Genomic DNA, 22040 nt, shown 5'->3' with positions numbered 1-22040 from the left:
CAGAGCCAGGTCGTGCTTGACGCCCAGCACGAAGAAGCGCTTGCCATTCTCATCGACCATATTCTCGTAGACGGCGATGAAGTCCCCGGGACGGACGTCGCGGCTGCCCAGTCCGGCGGCGCCGGAATAGACCGCTGGGATCGACGTGATCGCCGGATACCCGTCGGCACCGGAGACCGCGTCGGCGAACGCCGCCTTGATCTCCGCCGTCAACGGGTTCGACTGCGCCAGCGGGTTGTCCATCCGCTCGATGACGCTGAACGCCTTCACGTCCTTCAGCGCCTCGACAAGCTGCGGGCCCGGGAACGGCCGGAAGACGGTCACATGGACGACGCCGACTCGGTGCCCGCGCTCGCGCAGGTAATCGGCGGTCACCATCGCCGTTTCCATCATGCCGCCCATGCCGACGATGGCGTATTCTGCGTCTTCCATGCGGTACTGCTCGATGAACGAATACGGTCTGCCGGTCCGCTTCGCCCACTCATCCATCGCCGACTGGATAGCGGCTGGAACCGCATCGTAGTAAGCGCGCTGGGCGATCTTGCCCTTCATGTAGCTGTCTTGATTCTGAACGACGCCGGTCATGATGGGCTTCGACGGGTCGAAGAAGTTGCGAAGCCGGTCGCTGGGGCTCCCGATATACTCGCGCAGGAGCTCGGGTTCCGGCTGCAGGAAAGACTCGACCGTGTGGGTCGTTAGGAACCCGTCCTGGATGTTCATGAACGGCGTGTCGGACGACTCGGCAGCGCGTCGGCAGATGGCGGCGAGGTCGCCCGCTTCCTGCGCGTTCTTGGCGAAGAGCATCGCCCAGCCGCAGTCGGCGACCGCCATCACGTCATCGTGGCCGGCGTGGACGTTGAGGCTCTGCGACGTGAGCGCGCGCGCTCCGATGTGGAAGACGACCGGCAATCGCTTGCCGGAGATCGTGTAAAGGACCTCCTTCATCAGGACGAGTCCTTGTCCCGACGTGAACGTCGTCACCCGTCCGCCGGCGAGGGCGAAGCCTTCGCAGGCGGTCGCCGCGCTGTGCTCCGATTCGGGTTCGATGAAGAGGAGGGTTTCATCCCAAAGGTTCTTCATCCCGTTGGCGACGTAGTAATTGTAGCCTTCGCCCATCTTGGAGGACGACGTGATCGGGTAGGCGCACGCAGCCTGTGTGATGTGTGTCTCGACCCAGACGACGGATTCGGATCCGTCTGCCGTGGTGGGTATCCCTGGGTACCGCACATCCGCCGCAGCCGGTTTCGGGTGTTCCATACGAACTACGCCTTTCAGATACGCTCACGAGGCGAGGTCGAGCCGGATCGCGCCAATCTACGCCGATGAGGACGCCAACGGCGGGACGCCGCCGACGGGCTCGATCTCCAGCGGGCGAGTCCGAAGGCTCCGTGGCTCTTCGCCGACTTGAATCATGTGCTGCACGTAGCGAACCGCGTCGATCAGGTCTTCGGGTCGCGGCGGGCATCCCGGTACGTACACGTCCACAGGAATGAACTGATCGACGCCCTGAACCAGCGTGTAGGTGTCGAACACGCCCCCGCTGGACGCGCAGGCTCCCATCGAGATGACCCACTTGGGATCCGGCATCTGGTCGTAGATGCGCTTGAGGACGGGCATCATCTTGATCGAGATACGCCCGGAGACAATGAGCAGATCGGATTGTCGTGGAGAGAATCGGATCGCTTCTGCGCCGAATCGCGCCAGATCGTACTTCGTCGCCAACGTCGCCATCATCTCGATGGCGCAACAAGCCGTGCCGAACGGCATGGGCCAGAGGGAGTTGCCTCGCCCCCACTTGATCAACCGGTCAACGGAGGTCGTGATGAAGTCGAACGTCCCGGACTTCTCAGACATCGGCTGGTCCTCTCAGGCAGGCGAATCGAGTGCGGGCAGAAACCGTCCTCGGTTCAACAAATGGTGGGGATCCATGCGGTCTTTCAGCCGTCGCATCCATGCCACCGGACCGGTTGGCGGGCCCCATACGTCGAGCTGGCGCTTGACGCCTACTGGCGCGTTCTCGACGACGACGCGTCCGCCAACAGGCAACAGCTCCGTTCGCAGGCTGTCGACGGCGTCACTGGCAGGGCTTGCCGCTTCTGGAGTCGGCAGACGAAACCGGCACATGACGCTCCCGTTCGCGTAATGCGCTAGGTATTGTACGCCAAGATCGCGCGCAGCGGCAAGGCGCGAGCCGGTCTCGATCGCCTGCTGAACTTGCACGATCGGCACGCTCACCCGGCACACGACGGACTCGCTCTCGGAGCGCCAGGCGGACAACGTGGCCTGGAGGAGCTCCTGCCAGAAGTCCGCTCCCTCGTCGGCATACTGCGCAACATCGGCGGCGTTGGAGCCTCTCAGGAGCTCCGACGCGCGTTCCACCTGGTAGTCGGCTTCCTCCTGGGTTCCGGCGAAGCACGCGAGCACGGACGGCGCATGGGATCGAGTCCCGTACTCCCCCCAGACATCGTCGCCCAGGTTCAACATCTCCAGGAATGTGGGGTGGAGTTCGGAGTGGACGATGCCATCCGCGCCGGCGCGCGCCGAAGCCCAGTCGGCGAATGTTGCCAGCGTCGCCGCTCGCCGCTCCGGCACCGGATGCAGCCGGAAGGCGGCCTCGACGACCACGGCGAGCGTCCCGAGCGACCCCACCAGCAGACGAACCGTGTCGTAGCCCGCTACGGTCTTCACGACCCGCCCGCCGCCCTTGACGACGGTTCCGTCGGCGAGTACCGCTTTGACGCCCAGGGTGAGGTCTCGCGGCGTTCCATACATGCGGCGCAGCGGACCGCTGTCGTTGGTGGCGATGACCCCGCCGACTGTCGCCATGTCCTGCCTCGCGGGGTCCAGAGCGAGGAACTGACGCGACGGGGCGATCTCCTGCTGCAGCGCCGCGATGGGCTTGCCCGCCTCGGCAACGGCGGTCAGGTCGTTCGATTCGTAATCGATCGTCCGGTTCAGCTCTCGGAGCGAGAGCAGCACCTCGGCGGAACCGTCCAGGTTCCCGATACTCAGCGCGCTGCCGTTCCCGCAGGGGACGACCGATGCTCGTTCGTCGGTCGCTGCCCGGAGCACATCGGACACCTGTTCGACGCTGGACGGTGTGATCACCACCACCGGATGGAGCACACCGATGTCTGGGATGCCGGACTGGGCGATAGATGCGTGTTCGTTGCCGAGGATGTTTGCGAAACGGGAGTGGAGCGCGTCGATGCGGTCAAGCATCGGTTCGGGCTCCAGGTTCCGAGGGAACCTTGCCAGGGAAGATCTTGTCGGGGTTGCACAGACCTTCTGGATCGAACACCGCCTTGATGTTCTGCATGAACTCGAGGTCCGCCGGCGTGAACATCAGCGGCATGAACTCGATCTTCTCGACGCCGACGCCGTGCTCGCCCGTGATGGTTCCCCCGACTTCGACGCATCGGGCGAGAATCTCTCCGCTGGCGAGAAGGACATCCTCGCACTGCTTCGGGTCGCGCTCGTCGAAGAGGATGATCGGGTGGATATTGCCGTCGCCTGCGTGGAACACGTTGGCGATGCGAAGCCCGTACTTGCGGCTCACTTCTCCGACGAAGCGGAGCAGCTCCGGCAGGCGCGTTCGCGGCACGACGCCGTCCTGCGTCAGGAAGCTCGTGCCGATGCGACCGAGTGCGCCGAACGCCTGCTTGCGCGACCTCCAGAGCGCGTCTCGCTCTTCGGCGTCGCGAGCGATGCGCACTTCGCGCGCGTGGTGACTCCGGCAGATCGTCTCGATCTCCTCGGCGCGCCGATCCATTCCCGCTTGGATGCCGTCGAGCTCGACGATGAGCACGGCGGCGGCGTCCTCTGGGAAGCCGAAGTGGAACGCCCCTTCGACCGCTTGGATGACGAGTTGATCCATCATCTCCAACGCGGCAGGGATGATCCCGTGCCCGATGATATCGGAGACCGCCTCGGACGCGTTGTCCACGGACTCGTAGACGGCGAGAAGCGTCTTGAACGCCTGAGGGTTCCGCGTCAGCTTGACGACGCACTTCGTCGCGATGCCGAGCGTGCCTTCGGAACCGGTGACCAGCCCGCGCAGGTCGTAGCCCACGCCGTCCTCCGCCTTGCCGCCCAACTCCACGATTTCGCCGTCGGGCATCACGAACTCGACGCCCGTCACGTGGTTCACCGTGACGCCGTACTTGAGCGTGTGCGGTCCGCCGGAGTTCTCGGCGACATTCCCGCCGATGGTGCAAGCCTTCTGGCTGGAGGGGTCTGGGGCGTAGTGATAGCCGTGCGGCGTCGCGGCATGGGTGAGCCACAGGTTGACAACGCCCGGTTCGACGACGGCGCGCTGGTTGGCGATGTCGAGGTCGAGGATGCGATCCATCCGGTTCAGCGCGATCATGATCCCGCCGCGCGAGCTGAGGCATCCGCCGCTGAGCCCGGTGCCGCCGCCTCGCGCGATGAACGGCAGGGATTCGCGATTGGCGTAGCGGACGATCTCCGAGACTTCCTCAGCCGATGAAGGGAACACGACGACATGCGGCGGAGATTTGTAGAGCGAGGCTCCGTCGCACTCGTAGGTCATCATCGCGGTGCGGTCGGAGAGGACGTTCTTCGCGCCGACAATGGCGCCGAGGTCCCGCGCTGCCTTGGCGACGTCCATCTGCACGCGCTCGGCTGCAACGCCGTGCATCACCCGCATGCCTCCGCCCAAGCTGGAATCAGTTGGACTCGATGACGGTCAGTTCCTGCGATAGGTTCTGGATCGATACCTTCTGCGCGACGACTCGCGCGAGTTCCATGAAGGCTTCACGCTGAGGCGACCGGCTCTCGCCAGATGCCGCCGGCACGCCGGCGTCGCCGCCTTCGCAGATCGACGGGTCGATGGGTATTTCCGCCAGCAGCGGAACTCCGAGCTGAGCCGCTGCCGCCTTGCCTCCGCCGGACCGGAAGATATCGTATCGCGTGCCCGTATCCGGGGCAATGAAGTAGCTCATGTTCTCGACGATGCCGAGGATCGGCGCGTTCGTCTTGCGGAACATCGTGACGCCCTTGCGCGCGTCCGCCAGGGCGACATCTTGCGGCGTCGTCACGATGACCGCGCCCGTCAGCGGGATGCTCTGCGTGAGGGTCAGGTGCGCGTCGCCGGTTCCCGGGGGCATATCGACGACGAGATAGTCGAGCTCGCCCCAATCGACGTCCTGCAGGAAGTTGCGCAGAGCGCTGTGGACCATCGGACCTCGCCAGACCATCGCCGTGTCCGGGTCGGGCAGCAGAAAGCCGATTGACATGAGCTTCACGCCGTGGGCGACAAGGGGCACGATCTTGCGCTCGGCGGTGACATCCGGCTGCGATTGGACGCCGAGCATCAGCGGAATCGACGGTCCGTAGATGTCGGCGTCGAGGAGACCGACAGCGGCGCCGCTCTGCGCCAGGGCGACTGCGAGGTTCACGGCGACGGTCGATTTGCCGACTCCCCCTTTGCCGCTGGCGACGGCGACGATGTTCCGCACGCCTGGCAGCAGGGCTTGACTCCCCAGCGCCGAATCGCGAGCCGTGCTCGAAGTCATCGTCACCTCCACGTCTCGGACGCCCGCGATCCCCTTGACCGCCGCGACGCAATCGTTGTGGATCCGCTCTTTCAGAGGGCATGCCGGCGTCGTCAAGACGACGGCGAAGCGAACCACGCCGTCGGCGATCTCGAGGTTGCGGATCATTCCGAGCGTGACCAGGTCCTTGTGCAGGTCCGGGTCCTGCACGGTGCCCAGCGCGGCGAGAACTTGGGATTCGGTGACCTCGCTGGAGCCGACGGTCGGGGCGGATTGTCGTTTGAAGATCGGCATCAGGACTCCACTCGTCCGGTCGGGTTCGAGGCGCTTGGGGGCTCGCCGCCGGAGCGCGGGAGCTCCTGTCTGACGACTGCCGCCACCATGACATCCGCCAGGTGGAGCGTCTCCTTGTTCAGCTTATCGATCAAATCGCGGATGGCATGAGTATCCGTAGACTCCGACGCGTCTTCCAGCGCCTCGGCAGCGTGCTTGATCCGGTCGCGCTCGCCGACGTCGATCAGGTTTCCGTACTGAGCGAGTGCTTTCCAGGTGGCGTCCAGTATCCCGCGCGCCTCGACGCGCGCTTCGATGAGCATGCGCTGGGAGACGTCCTCTTCGGCGTGCGCGAGCGATTCCTGCACGAGGCGGTTCACTTGCTCCTCGGTCAAATCGCCGCTCGACGCCACTTCGACGGACACTTCCTGTCGGCTCAGGCGTTCGCTGGCGCGGACGTTCAGAATGCCGTTCGCGTCGAGGTCGAAGGCGACGTCGATCTGGGGAACGCCCTTGGGCATCGGCGGAATGCCGGTCAACTGGAACCGAGCCAGCGTTCGGTTGTCACGGACGAGCTCCCGCTCGCCCTGCACGACGTGGATGTCTACGACCGTCTGGTCATCGACGAAGGTCGAGAAGAGCTCGGATTTGGACGTCGGAATGGTCGTGTTGCGAGGGATCAGCACGGACATGACGCCGCCATAGGTCTCGATGCCGAGAGAGAGCGGCGTGACATCCAGGAGCAGCACGTTCTCGACGGCGCGTTCCAGAATTCCGGCTTGGATCGCCGCTCCGAGCGCGACCGCTTCGTCCGGGTTGATCGAGGTGTTCGGCTCTTGGTCGAAGGCATCGCGGACGCACTGACGAACCGCCGGGATGCGCGTCGAGCCGCCGACGAGAAGCACGTCATCGATGTCGGATGGGCTGAGCCCGGCGTCCGAGAGAGCCTTCCGGCACGGGCGGCGCGTCGCGGCGACGAGATCGGCGATGAGCGTCTCGAACCGGTCGCGCGTCAGCTCGAGCTCGACGTTCACCGGCTCCGACCCCGGGCTCCCCACGAATGGGAGGCGGATCGTCGCCGACAGAGCCGACGACAGTTGGCATTTGGCTTCTTCGGAGGCTATGCGCAGCCGTTGGAGAGCGACCGGGTCCTCCGAGAGCGTGACGCCCTTCTGTCGTCGAATCTCGCCCAGAGCCCACTCGACGATGCGCGTGTCGAAGTCGTCGCCTCCGAGACGGGTGTTCCCGTTCGTGGCGAGCACCTCGAAGACGCCATCCTTGATCGACAGGATCGACACGTCGAACGTTCCGCCGCCGAGGTCGTAGACGGCGACGCGGGCGTCGAGCGCCGGATCGTCCAGACCGTATGCCAGGGCGGCTGCGGTCGGCTCGCTGACGATCCGCCGCACCTTGAGCCCGGCGATCCTGCCGGCGGCTTTGGTCGCCTGTCGCTGCGTGTCGTTGAAGTAGGCGGGAACCGTGATGACGGCATCGGTGATCGGTTCGCCGAGGACACGCTCGCCCGCCGACTTGATGAAGCGCAGCACTTCGGCGGAGACCTGCGACGGCGTCAAGCTGCTATCGCCGATGCGAATGCGGACGAGCTCGTCGGGCTCCCCGACGAGGGCGTATGGCAGATGCGCTTCCTCGTCCGTGGCTTCGCGTCGCCTCCGTCCCATGAGCCGCTTGACGGAACGCACGGTGCTAGCGGGGTTGAGCGCGGACCGGTTCCTCGCAGCCCTGCCGGCGATGGGGCTGCCGTCGCCGTAGCCGACCACGGACGGCACGACCGACTGCCCGTCGATGCGCACGACGCTGGGTGCCCCATGCTCCATGACCGCGAGCACGGAGTTCGTCGTTCCGAGGTCTATTCCGACGATGCGTGGCACGTGGCGTTCCTCATGCGTCGTGGGACCCACCGTCTGCGACTGCCGACAGGTTCGACATCATCCGGTCGATGTAGGGCAGTTCCGACTGGAGCTTCCGAAGCTGCGACAACAGGTTTTGCCGTCGTTGTCCGTAGGTGTCGGCATCCACCTCGGCGTAGGCGAAGGACTGCTCGTTGGCGTCCCACTCCCCGGCGATCCGATGGATCTCGGTCCATCGCGCCTCTTGCGCGGCGCGCACCTCGTCACGAAGCGTCGTCACGCGCTGGCGGAGCTCGTCCGGCAGAGCGCCCTGCGCCGCAGCCGCTTCCGCCAGCAGGTCATGGGTCTGGTCGACGAGGTCGAACAGGTCCAGGGGCACGGAGCTTCCCGCCGAGGATGGGTCGGCGCCGATCTCGAGATGGATCAGATAGTCGAGCCGCGATTTCGGTTCTCGCAGCGTCCGATAGGCTTCGTTGAGCACCATGCTCTGGCGTTCGAGCCGAGCCCGGATCGCTGGAATCGCGGCTTCGTGCAGGTCGGGGTGGAACTTGCGGCTCAGGTCGTGGAACCGGCGTTGCAGCGTGTCGGCGTCGATGAGGAGGCTTCTCGGCAGGTCGAAGAGCTCGAAGTAATCGGTAGCCGCCATGGAACCGCCTGCTAGGGGTAGAGCTGCTCGCCCGTGTCCGGGTCTTCGATCAGGATGGCATCGACCGGGCAATCCTCTGCCGCCTGCCAGATGGCGTCCTCGTCTTCGAACAGCCCAAGATCGGATCCGTCCGACTCGCCAGCGAGCCGCGTCGGCGGGGACAGCAGAACCGCGATCCGCTCGTCGTCGAGATCGAACACGTGTGGGGCGGCCTCGACGCACAGGCTGGCGGCGATGCACTTCTTGCGGAGTATGCGGACGCGTACCGTGTCGCCCACGAATCCCCTCTTCGCGATGCCTAGAGGCTCTCCACGACCTTGCGGAGCTTCTCGCGGACGACCGTCGCCACCTCGCCGAGCTCCTTGTTGTCGATCGCCATCATCGAGGCGACGGGGTCGATGGCGGAAACCTCGACGCCATCGTCGATTTCCTGAACGACCACGTTGCAGGGGAGCATCAAGCCGATCTTGTCTTCGGACAGCAGCGCCTTGTGGGCGAAGGGCGGATTACACGCGCCGAGGATGATGTAAGGGCGAAAGTCAGCGTCCAGCTTCTTCTTGAGCGTCGCCTTGACGTCGATCTGGGTCAGAACGCCGAAGCCCTCTTTCTGGAGCGCCTCCGTGACCCGCGGGATCGTGTCGTCGTATGAAGTCTGGACCTTCTTGGCGAAGTAGTAGGACATGATTCTGACCTTCCGACGTCGATGTGAAATGCTCTGGAATCGGCTCGCAAACAGGGCACAGCGGCAACACGCCGCGCGGAGCTCCGCTGGCTGTGGTGCGAAGTCTCCGTATGGGAACGCTAGACCTGGAAGGACTCGCCGCAGCCGCAGGTGGATCGGGCGTTCGGGTTGTTGATCTTGAATCCAGCGCCCATCAAGCCCTCGACGTAGTCGATGCTCGATCCGGCGAGGTAGAGGGCGCTCTTCAGGTCGGTAAAGACCTTGAGCCCGTTGTGTTCGACGATCTTGTCGCCGTCGCGCTGCTCGTCGAAGCCGAGCCGGTACTGCATGCCCGAGCATCCGCCACCGACGACCTGGACCCGCAAGCCGTACCCCTCGTACCCCTCGCTCTCGAGGAGTTCCAGAACCTTGCTGGCAGCCGCATCGGTTACCGTGATCATCTACTGTTCCTTCTGTGCTTAGGAGCGCGAACGCTTCCAGCCGGTGCGCCTGGTCGTATGGTCGCCCACGATCCTTCGAGAGGTCAAGCGTCGTTAGCCGTTCGACTCGGTGCGCTTGCGGTAGTCGACGATCGCCGCCTTCAGCGCCTCTTCCGCCAGCACGCTGCAGTGCATCTTGACCGGTGGCAAGCCACCGAGGGCATTGGCGACGTCGCGGTTCGTCAGCTTCATCGCCTCTTCGATCCGACGCCCCTTGATCATCTCGGTCGCCATCGACGACGTGGCGATCGCGGCTCCACATCCGAAGGTCTTGAACTTGGCGTCTTCGATCACTTCGTTGCCGTCCTGGTCCTTGCCGATGCGGATCGTGAGCTTCATCACGTCGCCGCATGCCGGCGCGCCGACCAGACCAACGCCGTCCGCGTTCGCAATCGTCCCCATGTTCCGGGGGTTCTCGTAATACTCGATCACCTTCGGATTGTACGCCATGAACGATTCTCCTAAGACCTTCACCGAGACGATGCCGCCACTCGACGACGCGGGCGGTGACCTAGTGGTGCGCGTCCTCCGCCCACTCGATCTTCGAGATGTCGATTCCCTGGAGCTTCATCTCGTAGAGAGGCGACAGCTCTCGCAGGCGCTTCACCGTCGCCACGATGTGATCCGCCGTGAACTCGACCTCCTCGGCGGTGTTGCCTCGCCCGAGTCCGAACCGGATGGACGTATGAGCCAAACCCTCGTCGATGCCCGTCGCCACGAGCACGTACGACGATTCCAGCGACGCGGACGTGCAGGCGGAACCGGACGAAAGCCCGACGTTTTTCATGCCCATCAGGAGCGACTCGCCCTCGACGAACTCGAAGCTGAGATTGAGGTTCGAGTAGAGACGCTCCGTCGGGTGTCCGTTCAGATAGACGAAGTCGAGATCGGTGGTGATCCGCTCGTGAAGCCGGTCGCGCAAACCGCCGACGCGCTCGTGTTCGGCGTCGCGTTCCATGAGGTAGATCGATGCCGCCTTGCCGAGACCCACGATGCCAGGGACGTTCAGCGTGCCGGAGCGCATCTTCTTCTCGTGCCCGCCGCCGTCCATGAGCGGCGTCAGCTTGATGCGGGGGCGCTTCTTGCGAACGTAGAGCGCCCCGACGCCCTTGGGTCCATAAATCTTGTGACCCGAGATGGACATCAGATCGACGTTGAGTCTGTCCACGTCGCTGTCGTACTTGGCGAACGCCTGAACGCCGTCGGTGTGGAACAGGACGCCCGCCTCTTGGGCGATGGACCCGATCTCCGCGATGGGATTCAGCGTGCCGATCTCGTTGTTCGCCCAGATGACCGAGATGAGGATCGTCTGATCGGTGATCGCGTCGTGGACGTCCTCCGGGCTCACCATGCCGTAGCGGTCTACGGGCAGGTACGTCACCTGGAACCCCTGCTTTTCGAGGACTTTGCAGGTGTCGAGGATCGCCTTGTGCTCCGTCTGGGTCGTGATGATGTGGTTGCCCTTGTCCTGATACGCCCAGGCGATGCCCTTGACCGCCATGTTGTCCGATTCGGTCGCGCCGCTGGTGAAGACGACCTCATCCGGCGTGCAGTTGAGGACATCGGCGAGCTGCTGGCGCGCGAGGTCGACCGCCTGTTCTGCATGCCAGCCCCAGCTATGGTTTCGGCTTGCCGCGTTGCCGAACTCGTGGGTCAGGTATGGCATCATCGCATCGAGCACGCGGGGATCCAGCGGCGTCGTCGCCTGGTGATCCATGTAGATGGGCAGTTTCATCGCGGACTGGATTCCTTCTCGTGGTGTCACAGCATCGCCTGGAACGCGATGGGCAACGACTCCTCGTGCCGTGTCGCCGGGCCCCCGGTTTCAGTCGACTTCGCGTATTCCCGGACGTAGCCGCACGTCTTGCAGGGCTCCGCCGATAGCTCCTGATGGCATCCGGTGCACTCGGCAGTGAGGCTCATCGCCTGCTCGATATCGCGGCGGATCGCTTCGTACTGTCGGATGCGCTCCGTGGTCCGTTCGAGCTGAATCCGGAGAACTCGCAGCAGCTTGTTCGCAGCGACGGTTCCGATGTGGCTGTCCTGGCGGATCGACAGCAGCTCTTGGATATCCTTGAGCGGGAAGTCGAGCGCCCGAAGCGATGCGATGAGCTGCAGTCGCCGAAGGACGGAGCGGTTGTAGAGTCGGAACCCGCCTTCGGTTCTCATCGCCGGCTCGATCATGCCCATCTCTTCGTAGTAGCGCACCGTTCGGACGGTGACATCCGCCCGGCGCGCGACTTCGCCGATCTGCATGAGATGGGTCGAGTCGGCTGCGTCCGTGTCGTCGATCGTCAGTGTCATGGGCGGCTTCTCCATCCGCAACGTATTGTACTCTACCCTTACGTAAGGGTCAAGTGCCCGCAGACGGTTCCTGCATCGTTGTCCGGCAAACGGCGGTCGGGCATACTCGCCCCGAGGAACCCCATGGAGCGAACCGAAGCCGTCGCCGCCGCTCTGACTCAGATCCGCGAGCACCTGCTGATTCCGCTGGCGATGCACGTCCGCGAGGTGACGCCGGACGTGGCGTGGCGCTGGCGGCAGCAGATGCACGTGCTCGACTACTTCGTCCGCCGAACGCTGGGCTCGCCTGCTTCCGACGAGACGGCGGCGATGCTGGCAACGAGCGGAGGTCTGCTGCGCCTGTTGACGGAGAACATCGACGCGCTCGAAGAGATCAAGGACTACGAATGGGCGCGCGGACTGAGCGCGGCGTCGGACGCCGCCAGCATCGCGGAGGAAGTGCTGTCTGGCGAAGACCAGACGCTACGCGATGCCCTGCTCGACGCACTGATGTTCGGGCTCAACTGGAAGTCGAACACGTTCTGGGTCGACGCGGGCAAGAAGGCGCACCGCGCGACGGCGCGGAGCTACACCGTCGAAATCGAAGACGAGCTGTGGGAGTTCCTGAGCGTCGCATCAGGCGTGGCCGACGACGACATGACGCTCGAACGCGCTCGGAGGATCGGCGTGACCGCCGAACGCGTCATCGCCACGCTGAGGCAGTCCGGTATGCCGACGAACGCTCAGGTGGCGCTGCTGGCGCACCTCTACCAGTGGGTGCTGCGGCTCAGGATGGGTAGACTGCTGATCGTGCTGGAGCACGAGTCGCAGGAGCAGCCGCCCGATACGCCGTCTGTCGAGCCCAACTCGACATCCTGACCCCACACCGCAATCGGGACTCGCTACCAATCCACGACGGAACCGTCGTCGGGGTGGTATGTCTCCGGGTTCCGCCAGTCGTGGTCGATCTTGTCCTCCATCGCATCGTCGTCGAGCTCGATGCCCAGCCCGGGAGCCGTCGGTAGATCGACGAACCCATCGCGGAACGCGAAGGGCTCTTTCAGGTAGCCGGCTCCGAGCGTCGTGTGCTCCTGCGCGATGAAGTTGGGGATGGAGGCGTCGAGCTGGATGCACGCCGCCAGTGAGATGGGTCCCAGCGGGTTGTGCGGCGCGATTCCGGCGTAACTCGCCTCAGCCATGCCGGCGATGATGCGCACCTCGTTGATGCCTCCCGCGTGGCACAGGTCGGGCTGGAGGATCGCCGCCGCCTGCTTCTCGAGGATTTCGCGGAAGCCCCACTTCGTGAAGACGCGCTCGCCGGTGGCAATGGGCAGATGGGTTCCGTGAGCGATCTCGGCGAGCACATCGACGTTCTGGCACTGGCACGGCTCCTCGACGAACATCGGCTGATAGGGCTCCAGCCCCTTGATGAGCATCTTCGCCGTCTGCGGGCTGATCGCGCCGTGGAAATCGATGGCGATATCGACCTCGTCCCCTGCGGCTTCTCGCAGCGCGGCGAACGACTCGACGGCGCGGTTGACGAATGCGCGCGTCTCGACGATGCGCGCCGGTCGTCCGCCGGAGACGCCCGTCTTGAACGCCGTGAATCCTTGGCGGATGCCCTCGCGGATGTTGTCCGGCGATCCGGCTCCACGGTAGAGGCGGATTCGGTCGCGCGTGGGTCCGCCGAAGAGCTTGTAGACGGGCACTCCGAGCGCCTTGCCGGTGATGTCCCACAGCGCCTGCTCGACGCCGCTCAGCGCGCTCGTGAGGATGGGCCCGCCGCGATAGAAGGCGTGGCGGTACATCGCCTGCCAGTGGTGGGCGACTCGCGTCGGGTCTTTGCCGATCAGGTACTGCGCGAGCTCGTCGACCGCCTGGGCGCACGTCAGGGCTCTGCCTTCCAGGATCGGTTCCCCGAGCCCGACGATCCCCTCGTCGGTGTGGATCTTCAGGAACAGCCATCGCGGCTTGACCAGGAACGTCTCGACGGACGTGATCTTCACGGCGAGTCCTTTCGGCATGGAGCGGGCCCGAGTCGGCGGCGAGAAGCCTACCCGATGGCGGCGCGGCTGTCGAGCGTCACGCGGCGGTTGCGCCGAAGCCCGCAGAGCGGCACTCTACCGGCGAAGTCCGCTCCCACGATAGGGGTTGTCCATGCCGCGAGACGGTATCGAGTTGGTCGTCAACGGTGGGTTTCAGGGCGGTGGGCATCAAGAAGGCGCGGACGCGCTGCCCGACGGATGGCGCGTGTGGACGCCCGAATGGCAGCGCGCGTCGTGCAACGTTTCGTGGACGCCTGCCGGGCTGCGCGTCGCACCGGACGGAACGCCCTGGTCGGTGGGCGGCGTGTTCCAGTCGATCCACGGCGTCGGCGCGGGCGAGGCGTACGCCGTGAAAGCCGAGCTGTCCGTGAGCGGCGTCAACGATCCCGAGCGGTCGATCATTCTTCGGGTCGCTTGGACCAAGGATGGGCGACGACTGAACCACGGCGGCGACCTGGCGCGCGGGCCCATCCTCCATGGGGGCGACGCGCGGTTCGAGGGAACCGTCGTCGCGCCTGCGGACGCCGACGGCGCTGAGCTATCGCTCGACCACAAGTGGCTCGGCGAAGGGTCGGTCACCTGGCGCAGCGTGTCGATGCTGCCCGCCGATGCGCCGGCTCCGCGAATGGTGCGCATCGGGACGTCCTACCTGCGCCCGCGCAACAGCGACAAGGTGAAGAATCTGGAGCTCTTCTGCCAACTCGTCGATGCCGCCGGCGCGGATCGCGTGGACATCCTCTGCCTGTCCGAGGCGATCACGATGGTCGGCACGTCGCATGGGTTCGCCGGTTCCGCTGAGCCGATTCCGGGTCCATCGACGCAGGCGCTCGGAGAAGCCGCGCGGCGGAACCGGATGTGGGTCGTCGCAGGACTGCTCGAAGCCGTCGGCGACGTGCTCTACAACACGGCGGTCTTACTCGACCGCGACGGCGAACTGGCGGGAACCTACCGGAAAGTGCATCTGCCGCGCGACGAGTGGCGTCAGGGGATCACGCCGGGCGACTCGTATCCGGTGTTCCGAACGGATTTCGGGGTCGTCGCGATGCAGATATGCTACGACTGGTTCTTCCCGGAACCGCACGCGATCTTCACGCTACAGGGAGCCGAGGTGATCCTCGCGCCGACATGGGGCACGACCTTCCGCGACGAAGACGGACGCGTCGAAGGCGAGACCGTGTTCCGCGTACGGGCGCGCGACAACGGCGTCGTGATGGTTCCGGCGGTCTACGACGGCAGCAGCATGGTGATCGACCAGGTCGGTCGCATCGTCGCGACGAACGATGGCAAGGAAGGCGTCTTCTGGGCGGACGTCGATCTCGACGCCCGCGAGAGGCTTCCCTGGGTCGGTCGATGGCGCGCGACAGGGCGACATGACCGCATGCCGGAGACGTACTCCGTGTTGACGCAGTCGCACCTCGCATTCGAGCCGGGCTCGTGAAGACGATTCCGTGGTCGACGCATCACAGCCACGAGAACCGACCCCAGCCGACGGGTTCACTTGCCGCAGGAGCGGCTTCGGTGCCCGTCTACGATGTGGATACCGTCGTCGTCGGGGCGGGAGCGGCGGGCTTGCGGTGCGCCGTCGCGCTGTCGCGGAACCTCAAGTCGCAGCCGAGCCGCCGGATCGCCATCCTTACGGAAGACCTGCGCAACAGCACCTCCTACAACACCGGTTCCGACAAGCAGACGTTCTACACGTGGGGCGTCGCACGCGAAACCGGGGACTCGCCTCGCAGCATGGCGGAGCAGCTCTATGCCGGAGGATCGCTGGACGGCGACATCGCCACAGTTCAGGGGAACCTGTCCGCCCGGGCGTTCTACGGGCTGGCGGAGCTCGGTGTGCCGTTCCCGCATGACGTTCTCGGCGGGTACGGTGGGTATGTGACCGACCATTCGCCGCACCCGCGAGGGACCTCGACGGGTCCGCTCACGTCGCGCGACATGGTCGAAGCCCTCATCGGCGAAGTGCAGACGCGCGGGGTTCCCGTGTTCGACCGCCATCTGCTCCTGGCGCTGGTCGTTCACGACGTCTGCTGCTGCGGTCTGCTCGCCATGGACACGTCCTCCCCGGAGTCGCCCGACTTCGGGTTCCGGCTCTTTCGCGCGTCGAACGTCGTCCTGGCGGTAGGAGGTCCCGGCGGGCTCTACCGGAGCTCGGTCTATCCGACGTGCCACAACGGGGGCATCGGCGTCGCGCTCGAAGCCGGAACGCGCGCCGCGAACCTGACCGAATCGCAGCACGGGCTGGCGTCTGTGAGATTCCGCTGGAACGTGTCGGGCACCTATCAGCAGGCGATCCCGCGCTACTTCAGCGCCGCCGCCGACGGCTCGGACGAGCGCGAGTTCCTGAACCCGCACTTCGGGTCCATGGGAGCCCTCGCCTCGACGACGTTCCTCAAGGGGTATCAGTGGCCCTTTGACGCGGCGCGGCTGTCCGGGTCGTCGCTGATCGACGTGCTAGTCTACCGCGAGACGGAGATCGAGCGACGGCGCGTCTTCTTGGACTTCCGAGAGAACCCGCGATCCACCGGCACGATGGATGCCTTCAACACCGGCGCACTCTCCGATGAAGCCCGATCGTACCTAGATCGCGCCGGCGCGCTGGAACTGCCCACGCCGCTGTCGCGACTCGCTCACATGAATCCGCAGGCAGTCGCGCTCTACGCGAGTAAAGGGATCGATCTCGCGACGGAGCCGCTCGAAGTGCGGGTCTGCGCCCAGCACAACAATGGTGGGCTGGAAACCGACGCCAACGGCGAGTCGACCAACACCCGTCGGCTGTTCGCCATCGGCGAAGTCGCCGGACACCACGGGGTCTACCGCCCTGGGGGATCGGCGCTCAACGCCGGGCAGTCGTTCGCGATCATGGCGGCGGAACGCATCGCGTTCGGCGAGCCCGAATCAGCCCGATCCGGCGACGACTTCGACAGCGCGGCAGCCGCCGTCGTCGCGAAGTTCCGCGAGCTTTCCTCGCGACTCACCCGACGGAACGGAGCCGCGACGGTCGCATCCATCCGGGATCGCATCCGCGAGCGCATGACACGAGTCGGTGCGCACGTTCGCGGTCCCGGCATCCACGACGCGCTGACCGATGCCTACGCCGAGATCGCTCAGTGTGAACGCGCGACGGTCGCATCGGCGTCGGAGCTACCGGACGCCTTCGTGGTCCGGTCGTTCGCGTTCGCCCATGCTGCCTACCTCGAGGCGATTGCGCACTACCGAGATCACGGCGGCGGCAGTCGCGGTTCCTACCTGGTGCTGGACGAGTCCGGCGAACCGCTGCTCACGGAACTGGGCGACGCATGGCGATGGCGTCCCGAAGACGAGTCATGGAGCGAGCGCGTGCTCCTCACGGAGTTCGGCGAAGACGGACGGTTCCGGTCATGGACTCGTCCGCGCCGTCCGCTTCCGGAGCTCGACTTCCAGTTCGAGCGCGAGATGAACCGGTACGTGCCTTGGGTGCGAGGAATTCGGAAGGCGTAGGACAATGCCATTCCAGTTGACGGATGATGGTGTCGCCGCCTATCGCTCCAGCGGAGCCGTGTTTCGCACCGCCGAGTACGCGCGCTATCCCGACCTGTTCCGGCAACTAGGTGCGGGCGGCGCCGGCAACGTGGCACTCGTCGTGGGCGCTGCCGCCAAGCGGCTGCCTGACGGCGTCGAGCCCGGCGACGGCGATGACGAACGATCACACAGCGACGCCTACGGTTTTGGCGTGGGCAGGATGGCGGCGCTCGCGCTTGCGAGCCGAGGATGGGATGTCATCGGGACCTATCGCGGCAGCGAGGTGGAAGCCCGGCAGCTCGAGCTGATGCTTCGGAGCCACTTCGGTTCGTCGCGGTCGCGGATGCTGCCGCTGGACGTGTCGGACGTCGCGTCGGTCGTGCCGTTCGTTCGGGACCTGGGCGTGCCGATCCGCGCCGTCATCTACTCGCCGTCGGTTCAGGTGCGCCGGGAGCGGATCGGGGATGTCAGTGCGGACGACTACGCCTACTGCTTCGACGGCAACTGCCGAGCCTACGCCGAACTCGTGCGAGGGCTCTTGAGCGCTCCGAGCCTGCCCGATCCAGACGCCCACGGCATCCGACTGCGGATCGCCTACGTGGGGTCGATCTCCGGCAGTGGAACGCCGTCGCCGGGAAGGGCTGCCTACTGCGTGTCCAAAGCCGCCGGGATGGAGCTCACCGGCAACATCAGCGCCGCCTACGCGCCGTCGATCATGGCGTTCAATATGAACGTCTCCATCGCGGACACGGCGGCGACCGTGAACGTGCGCGCGAAATACGAGCCCATCATGGCTCGTGAAAGCCACGTGGGCTCGATGCTGTCGGCGCGGGATGTCGCGAACGCTCTCGTGGCGAACCTGGTGGACGTCCACATCAACCACGGGGCGAACATCGACGCGACCGCCGGTTGGCGGCGCAACGCGCTCTGACGCGCATCGCTCAGACCGACGCGAGCTCGCGGCATTTCTCCAGAACCGCGATCTGGCGGCGGACGCTCTCCGGCGCGATCGCTAAGGGAACCCCATCGCGGATCGTGCGGTACAGGTCGGCGTAGAGACGCTCGTTGCTCGACCGGAAGGGCTCCGACGCGCAGTCGTAAGTCTCTTCCGTCCAGGTCAGTTCCTCGCGGTTGTAGCTGCGGTCGGGCGTTGGAACACGGGACACGGGACGGGGCGGCAGCGTCGAGATGTCGATGTACTTCCAGCGAATCCGACTCGTGGTTCCCGTGAGTCCTCCCTGGGTTCCGGCGACCAGCCAGCGGTCCTGCCCATAGGCGACGGCGCTCGATATCTCGATGTCGATCCACGGGGATCCCGGCGCGGATAGCGTGATCTTGACGTGGTCCTCCGCGTCGCCGGACGACAGCGGCGTGCTGACCATCTGGCAAGCGACGTGCGGCTCGACGTCGCCAAGCAGCAGCAGAGCCTGATCGACGGCGTGGGAGGCGCTGTTGTTGAGCGAGCCGCCGCCGTACTCCTTGAGCGTCTGCCAATCCCACCGGCGGCTGAATCCGTGCCACGCGAAACGCGCAAAGAGCACGGTTCCCAGCGCCCCGGACTCCACCACCTCACGAACCTTCATGAAGTCGGGTCCGTAGCGATAGTTCTGACTCGCCGTCACGATCCGCCCCGTCTGCTGCCCGATGCGGATCATCGCGTCGACGTCCACCAGGCTCGTGGCGAAGGGCTTCTCGACGAGCGCGTCCTTGCCGGCTTTCATCGCGGCGATGGCGTAGGGCGCGTGCAGATGGCTCGGAGATGCGACGACGACCAGCTCGACATTCGGATCGTTGACGAGGTCGCCGACTTCGGTGTACGCGGCGCAGCCGAAGCGCGCCTTGGCTTCCGCCCGCCGGGATTCCTCTGGATCGCATACGGCGGCGACTCGGTATTGTTCCGACATGGATTCGAGCGTGAGGGCGTGAAGGCTCCAGCCGGCTCTGCCGAGACCGATGATGCCGACGCCGATCGGGAGCGCTGCACTGGCAGACATCGTTCGCTCCTAAGAGAAGACGTGAGCGCCGCTAGGCGATCAGCCGTTCGATTGCCGTGCGGAGCTCGTTCGGGTGGAACTCGTAGGGTCCGGGCCCGCCTGCATAGGCGACCCGTCCGTTCGTGTCGATCAGGTAGAGCCGCTCGGGCCAAGCGGCGTAGGCGGTCATGACCGCATCGTCCATCTCGTCGACGTACGTACGGATGCCGTAGCGCAGGGCGGCTTCGCAGGAACGCGCGACGGATCGGCGCTCCTCGATGGTCTGCGGGTCGCGGATCCGCTGCTCGCTGCCGATGTCCCATCCGTCGATGGGGTGCGCCTCTCGGATGTAGATCACCAGGAAGTGGAGCCGATCCGAAAAGGCTTCATAGAGGTCGTGTAGGCTCCCGGCCGACTGGACGAACGGCGGTCACGTGAAGCTGCCGAACACGAGCGCTACGGGCCGTGTTGGGCAGAGCGCCGAGAGCCGAACCGGCTGGGTTCCGTCCGGTTCGGAAAGCTCGAAGTCGGGCGCGGGCTCGCCGACCTTGGGCGCGTGGAGCTCGTGGACGCGCTGCCACTCGCGAGCCCCCGCCAACGTCTGGACCGTTGCGTTCATCTGCTCCTCCAGGATCGAGCGACGATCAGGTGACCATGTCGGGCGACAGATGGTCGGTTCGGTTCAGATAGACGAGCCGCGTCTGCTCCCGCGTGATGGCGATGTGGCTGATCGCGCAGTTGTGCTCGCCGAATCGTGCGTAGCCGCGATCCGTCGGTATGCCGAACAGCGTGCTGATCAGCACCGAGCCCGATCTGCCATGCCCGACCACGGCGATCCGCTCACTCTCGCCGTGCCGACGAAGTGCCTGCCAGACGGCGAGGGCGTTGCGGCGTGAAAACGATGCGAGGGCGTCGTCGTCTCCCGAGAAGTGGTGGAACCACCAACCGCGATCCGTGACAGCGTCCGGCAGGACGGCGTCGCGGCATTCGTCGAGGATCTGCGCGCGCGACATGCCGGTTCGCTGGACGGGCTCGCCGTCCTCGACCCGGGACCAGATTCCGCCGTACTCGCAGAGCTCGACGAGGACGTGCGGAGCCAGTCGCAACGCCGACCCGATGATCGCAGCCGTCAGCAGGTTCCGACGCATCGGGCTACAGTAGAGCCTGTCGATGCCGATGCCCTGCAGAGCTCGCGCTGCGCATCGTGCCTGCTCGCGTCCCAGGTCGGTCAGCGGCGGGTAGATGACCGGAGCGTCGCCTCGGTTCTCGGTCGATTGACCATGTCGGATGAGGTAGATGTCCAAAGGATGATTCCTGTTGAGCCGAAGCGCATCATTGCTTAGGATGTCGCGGAGCGCAAGGAGGCGCGCGACATGGGTTCCATGCGCCATCGTGCCGACGCTTCGACCTCACGGAGGACCTCAATGAGCGGCGAGAACCTGCGAATCGCCGTCGTGACCGGCGAACACGACTTCGAGGCGGATCGACTGGCGGCGGCGTTCGACAGCATGGGCGGCATCGACTGGACCTGGCGTGATCTCTTCGACCTCGTCGCGGATCCCAACGCCGCCGACTTCGACGCAGCCGTGTTCTACAACTTCCATCAGGGCACGCCCAGCGAGGAGACATCCGGCGCGCTGCTGGCGATGACGCGGCGAGGACAGGGGATCGTCCTGCTGCATCACGGCATCCTCGCGTATCTCGATTGGGACGAGTTCGGGCGCATCTGTCGAGCGCCGAATCGCAAGTTCGGGTACCATCCCGGGCAGCGCGTGCGCGTTCATGTCGAGGACCCGCAGCATCCGATCGTCGCCGGCGTCGAAGACTGGGAGATGACCGACGAGACCTACACGATCGAGTCGCAGCCAGACGCCCACGTCATTCTCACCACGGGTCATCCGCTGAGCATGCCGGCGGTTGGCTGGGTCCACGAATACGGTGCGTCGCGCGTGTTTTGCTTCCAGAGCGGACACGACAACCGCGCCTACCGGACGCCGGAGTTCCGCCGCGTTCTAGCACAAGGGATTCGCTGGGTCGCCCGCGCCGAATAACCCACGCCTCGAAAGGGCAATCCGTGAGAAGAGCGTCGCTCAGGTTCCTACAGGACATCCTCAAGGCTCCCAGCCCCAGCGGGTACGAACAGCCCGCCCAAGCCGTCGTGCGCGCCTACGCCAGCGAGTTCGCCGACGATGTGCGTACGGACGTGCATGGGAACGTCATCGCGTCACTGAACGCCTCGGGCGCTCCGCGCATCATGTTCGCGGGTCACGTCGATCAGATCGGGTTCATCACGCAGCACATCGACGACAAGGGGTTCATCTCGTTTCGCGGGATCGGGGGTCACGATGTCGCCGTGCTTCTGGGTCAGCGCGTGTCCGTATGGACGAAGGGCGGACCCGTGCAGGGAGTGATCGCGCGGAAGGCGATTCACGTCTTGACGGGCGATGAGCGGGGCAAGGTTCCCGAGATGCACGACCTGTGGGTCGATATCGGGGCGAAGTCCAAGGACGAGGCGGCAGGCATCGTCAACATCGGCGATCCGATCACCTTCGAGCTCGGGTTCGGTGAACTCCGAAACGGTCTCGCGCACGCCCCCGGCATGGACGACAAGGTCGGCGTCTGGGTAAGCATTGAGGCGCTCAGGTTGCTGGACGGCAAGACGTTTGACGCCTCGGTCTTCGCCGTCTCGACCGTGCAGGAGGAGATTGGGCTGCGCGGAGCCCACACGTCGGCGTTCGGCATCGAGCCGCTCGCGGCAATTGCCGTCGATG

At 65.4% G+C, this 22040-nt stretch carries 24 protein-coding genes; 6 read left to right on the top strand and 18 right to left on the bottom strand.

Translation table 11 applies throughout. The features are described from left to right. The 13 genes from FJZ36_11250 to FJZ36_11190 all read right to left on the bottom strand — a co-directional run. Positions 1–1257, bottom strand: a 1257-nt coding sequence (locus tag FJZ36_11250) for a pyruvate ferredoxin oxidoreductase (GenBank protein ID MBM3215479.1), incomplete at its 3' end; no start/stop codon positions are given. Between the two features lie 57 nt (positions 1258–1314). After that, on the bottom strand, positions 1315–1854 hold the full coding sequence (locus FJZ36_11245) for an NADH-quinone oxidoreductase subunit B (protein MBM3215478.1): 540 nt from the start codon (positions 1852–1854) through the stop codon (positions 1315–1317). Positions 1855–1866: 12 nt separating this feature from the next. Next, positions 1867–3222 carry an FAD-binding oxidoreductase gene (locus FJZ36_11240; protein ID MBM3215477.1) on the bottom strand — a complete coding sequence of 452 codons (1356 nt, stop codon included), beginning with the start codon at positions 3220–3222 and terminating at the stop codon, positions 1867–1869. Further along, positions 3215–4630 carry an FAD-binding protein gene (locus FJZ36_11235; GenBank protein ID MBM3215476.1) on the bottom strand — a complete coding sequence of 472 codons (1416 nt, stop codon included), beginning with the start codon at positions 4628–4630 and terminating at the stop codon, positions 3215–3217. The genes FJZ36_11240 and FJZ36_11235 overlap by 8 nt, the downstream gene beginning before the upstream one ends. A gap of 58 nt (positions 4631–4688) precedes the next feature. Next, positions 4689–5810, bottom strand: a complete 1122-nt coding sequence (locus FJZ36_11230; protein ID MBM3215475.1) for an Mrp/NBP35 family ATP-binding protein — start codon at positions 5808–5810, stop codon at positions 4689–4691. Continuing rightward, the gene (dnaK, locus tag FJZ36_11225) at positions 5810–7708 is read right to left on the bottom strand and encodes a molecular chaperone DnaK (GenBank protein MBM3215474.1); all 1899 of its coding nucleotides are present in this window, start codon (positions 7706–7708) and stop codon (positions 5810–5812) included. Before dnaK ends, FJZ36_11230 begins: the two co-directional genes overlap by 1 nt. Next, positions 7689–8303 (bottom strand): hypothetical protein, encoded by a 615-nt coding sequence (locus FJZ36_11220; GenBank protein MBM3215473.1) that lies wholly within the window; start codon positions 8301–8303, stop codon positions 7689–7691. Before FJZ36_11220 ends, dnaK begins: the two co-directional genes overlap by 20 nt. 11 nt (positions 8304–8314) lie before the next feature. After that, entirely contained in the window at positions 8315–8599 is a 285-nt protein-coding gene (locus FJZ36_11215) for a ferredoxin (protein ID MBM3215472.1), read from the bottom strand. Positions 8600–8601: 2 nt separating this feature from the next. Further along, on the bottom strand, positions 8602–8985 hold the full coding sequence (locus FJZ36_11210) for a DUF302 domain-containing protein (protein MBM3215471.1): 384 nt from the start codon (positions 8983–8985) through the stop codon (positions 8602–8604). A 119-nt stretch (positions 8986–9104) separates the two neighbouring features. Then, positions 9105–9425, bottom strand: coding sequence for an iron-sulfur cluster insertion protein ErpA (gene erpA, locus FJZ36_11205; protein ID MBM3215470.1), 321 nt, complete (start codon positions 9423–9425; stop codon positions 9105–9107). Positions 9426–9518: 93 nt separating this feature from the next. Then, a complete protein-coding gene (locus FJZ36_11200; protein MBM3215469.1) occupies positions 9519–9914 on the bottom strand; it encodes an iron-sulfur cluster assembly scaffold protein in 396 nt (131 codons plus the stop codon). Between the two features lie 61 nt (positions 9915–9975). Continuing rightward, positions 9976–11199 (bottom strand): IscS subfamily cysteine desulfurase, encoded by a 1224-nt coding sequence (locus FJZ36_11195; protein MBM3215468.1) that lies wholly within the window; start codon positions 11197–11199, stop codon positions 9976–9978. A gap of 26 nt (positions 11200–11225) precedes the next feature. Continuing rightward, positions 11226–11783 (bottom strand): MerR family transcriptional regulator, encoded by a 558-nt coding sequence (locus FJZ36_11190; protein MBM3215467.1) that lies wholly within the window; start codon positions 11781–11783, stop codon positions 11226–11228. A 108-nt stretch (positions 11784–11891) separates the two neighbouring features. Here FJZ36_11190 and FJZ36_11185 point away from each other — a divergent pair, with 108 nt between their 5' ends. Beyond that, a complete protein-coding gene (locus FJZ36_11185) occupies positions 11892–12626 on the top strand; it encodes a hypothetical protein (protein ID MBM3215466.1) in 735 nt (244 codons plus the stop codon). 23 nt (positions 12627–12649) lie between these two features. On the opposite strand, the gene dgoD is transcribed toward FJZ36_11185, so the two are convergent. Further along, positions 12650–13771, bottom strand: coding sequence for a galactonate dehydratase (gene dgoD / locus FJZ36_11180; protein MBM3215465.1), 1122 nt, complete (start codon positions 13769–13771; stop codon positions 12650–12652). Positions 13772–13904: 133 nt separating this feature from the next. Between dgoD and FJZ36_11175 the strand changes: the two genes are divergently transcribed. The 3 genes from FJZ36_11175 to FJZ36_11165 are packed head-to-tail and all read left to right on the top strand — an operon-like array spanning position 13905 to position 18227. Continuing rightward, complete coding sequence (locus FJZ36_11175) at positions 13905–15230, top strand: carbon-nitrogen hydrolase family protein (protein MBM3215464.1); 1326 nt, start codon at positions 13905–13907, stop codon at positions 15228–15230. Further along, positions 15212–17275, top strand: a complete 2064-nt coding sequence (locus FJZ36_11170) for an FAD-binding protein (protein MBM3215463.1) — start codon at positions 15212–15214, stop codon at positions 17273–17275. Before FJZ36_11175 ends, FJZ36_11170 begins: the two co-directional genes overlap by 19 nt. 4 nt (positions 17276–17279) lie before the next feature. Continuing rightward, complete coding sequence (locus tag FJZ36_11165) at positions 17280–18227, top strand: SDR family oxidoreductase (GenBank protein ID MBM3215462.1); 948 nt, start codon at positions 17280–17282, stop codon at positions 18225–18227. A gap of 10 nt (positions 18228–18237) precedes the next feature. Here FJZ36_11165 and FJZ36_11160 read toward each other — a convergent pair whose 3' ends face one another. The 4 genes from FJZ36_11160 to FJZ36_11145 all read right to left on the bottom strand — a co-directional run bounded on the left by FJZ36_11160 (position 18238) and on the right by FJZ36_11145 (position 20660). After that, a complete protein-coding gene (locus FJZ36_11160) occupies positions 18238–19290 on the bottom strand; it encodes a Gfo/Idh/MocA family oxidoreductase (protein ID MBM3215461.1) in 1053 nt (350 codons plus the stop codon). A gap of 31 nt (positions 19291–19321) precedes the next feature. Further along, positions 19322–19627 (bottom strand): deiodinase, encoded by a 306-nt coding sequence (locus FJZ36_11155; GenBank protein ID MBM3215460.1) that lies wholly within the window; start codon positions 19625–19627, stop codon positions 19322–19324. Positions 19628–19699: 72 nt separating this feature from the next. Continuing rightward, complete coding sequence (locus tag FJZ36_11150; protein ID MBM3215459.1) at positions 19700–19888, bottom strand: hypothetical protein; 189 nt, start codon at positions 19886–19888, stop codon at positions 19700–19702. A 25-nt stretch (positions 19889–19913) separates the two neighbouring features. Beyond that, positions 19914–20660, bottom strand: a complete 747-nt coding sequence (locus FJZ36_11145) for a histidine phosphatase family protein (GenBank protein ID MBM3215458.1) — start codon at positions 20658–20660, stop codon at positions 19914–19916. Between FJZ36_11145 and FJZ36_11140 the strand changes: the two genes are divergently transcribed. Both FJZ36_11140 and FJZ36_11135 read left to right on the top strand, forming a co-directional pair. Beyond that, positions 20643–21320, top strand: coding sequence for a ThuA domain-containing protein (locus FJZ36_11140; protein ID MBM3215457.1), 678 nt, complete (start codon positions 20643–20645; stop codon positions 21318–21320). The genes FJZ36_11145 and FJZ36_11140 overlap by 18 nt on opposite strands. Before the next feature lie 23 nt (positions 21321–21343). Beyond that, on the top strand, positions 21344–22040 hold a 697-nt coding region (locus tag FJZ36_11135; GenBank protein MBM3215456.1), incomplete at its 3' end, for a M42 family metallopeptidase.

It is taken from the genome of Candidatus Poribacteria bacterium (genome assembly GCA_016866785.1).
GTDB lineage: Bacteria > Poribacteria > WGA-4E.
The sequence above is the reverse complement of the archived record's forward strand: the minus strand, read 5'-3'. Positions and strand labels throughout refer to the sequence as shown.

Bases quoted from the DNA above. Each gene is read 5' to 3' on its own strand.
- FJZ36_11245 (MBM3215478.1), bottom strand. From the start codon at position 1,854: ATGTCTGAGAAGTCCGGGACGTTCGACTTCATCACGACCTCCGTTGAC.
- FJZ36_11240 (MBM3215477.1), bottom strand. From the start codon at position 3,222: ATGCTTGACCGCATCGACGCGCTCCACTCCCGTTTCGCAAACATCCTC.
- FJZ36_11235 (MBM3215476.1), bottom strand. From the start codon at position 4,630: ATGGACGTCGCCAAGGCAGCGCGGGACCTCGGCGCCATTGTCGGCGCG.
- FJZ36_11230 (MBM3215475.1), bottom strand. From the start codon at position 5,810: ATGCCGATCTTCAAACGACAATCCGCCCCGACCGTCGGCTCCAGCGAG.
- FJZ36_11220 (MBM3215473.1), bottom strand. From the start codon at position 8,303: ATGGCGGCTACCGATTACTTCGAGCTCTTCGACCTGCCGAGAAGCCTC.
- FJZ36_11210 (MBM3215471.1), bottom strand. From the start codon at position 8,985: ATGTCCTACTACTTCGCCAAGAAGGTCCAGACTTCATACGACGACACG.
- erpA (MBM3215470.1), bottom strand. From the start codon at position 9,425: ATGATCACGGTAACCGATGCGGCTGCCAGCAAGGTTCTGGAACTCCTC.
- FJZ36_11200 (MBM3215469.1), bottom strand. From the start codon at position 9,914: ATGGCGTACAATCCGAAGGTGATCGAGTATTACGAGAACCCCCGGAAC.
- FJZ36_11195 (MBM3215468.1), bottom strand. From the start codon at position 11,199: ATGAAACTGCCCATCTACATGGATCACCAGGCGACGACGCCGCTGGAT.
- FJZ36_11190 (MBM3215467.1), bottom strand. From the start codon at position 11,783: ATGGAGAAGCCGCCCATGACACTGACGATCGACGACACGGACGCAGCC.
- FJZ36_11185 (MBM3215466.1), top strand. From the start codon at position 11,892: ATGGAGCGAACCGAAGCCGTCGCCGCCGCTCTGACTCAGATCCGCGAG.
- dgoD (MBM3215465.1), bottom strand. From the start codon at position 13,771: ATGCCGAAAGGACTCGCCGTGAAGATCACGTCCGTCGAGACGTTCCTG.
- FJZ36_11175 (MBM3215464.1), top strand. From the start codon at position 13,905: ATGCCGCGAGACGGTATCGAGTTGGTCGTCAACGGTGGGTTTCAGGGC.
- FJZ36_11165 (MBM3215462.1), top strand. From the start codon at position 17,280: ATGCCATTCCAGTTGACGGATGATGGTGTCGCCGCCTATCGCTCCAGC.
- FJZ36_11160 (MBM3215461.1), bottom strand. From the start codon at position 19,290: ATGTCTGCCAGTGCAGCGCTCCCGATCGGCGTCGGCATCATCGGTCTC.
- FJZ36_11150 (MBM3215459.1), bottom strand. From the start codon at position 19,888: ATGAACGCAACGGTCCAGACGTTGGCGGGGGCTCGCGAGTGGCAGCGC.
- FJZ36_11140 (MBM3215457.1), top strand. From the start codon at position 20,643: ATGGGTTCCATGCGCCATCGTGCCGACGCTTCGACCTCACGGAGGACC.
- FJZ36_11145 (MBM3215458.1), bottom strand. From the start codon at position 20,660: ATGGCGCATGGAACCCATGTCGCGCGCCTCCTTGCGCTCCGCGACATC.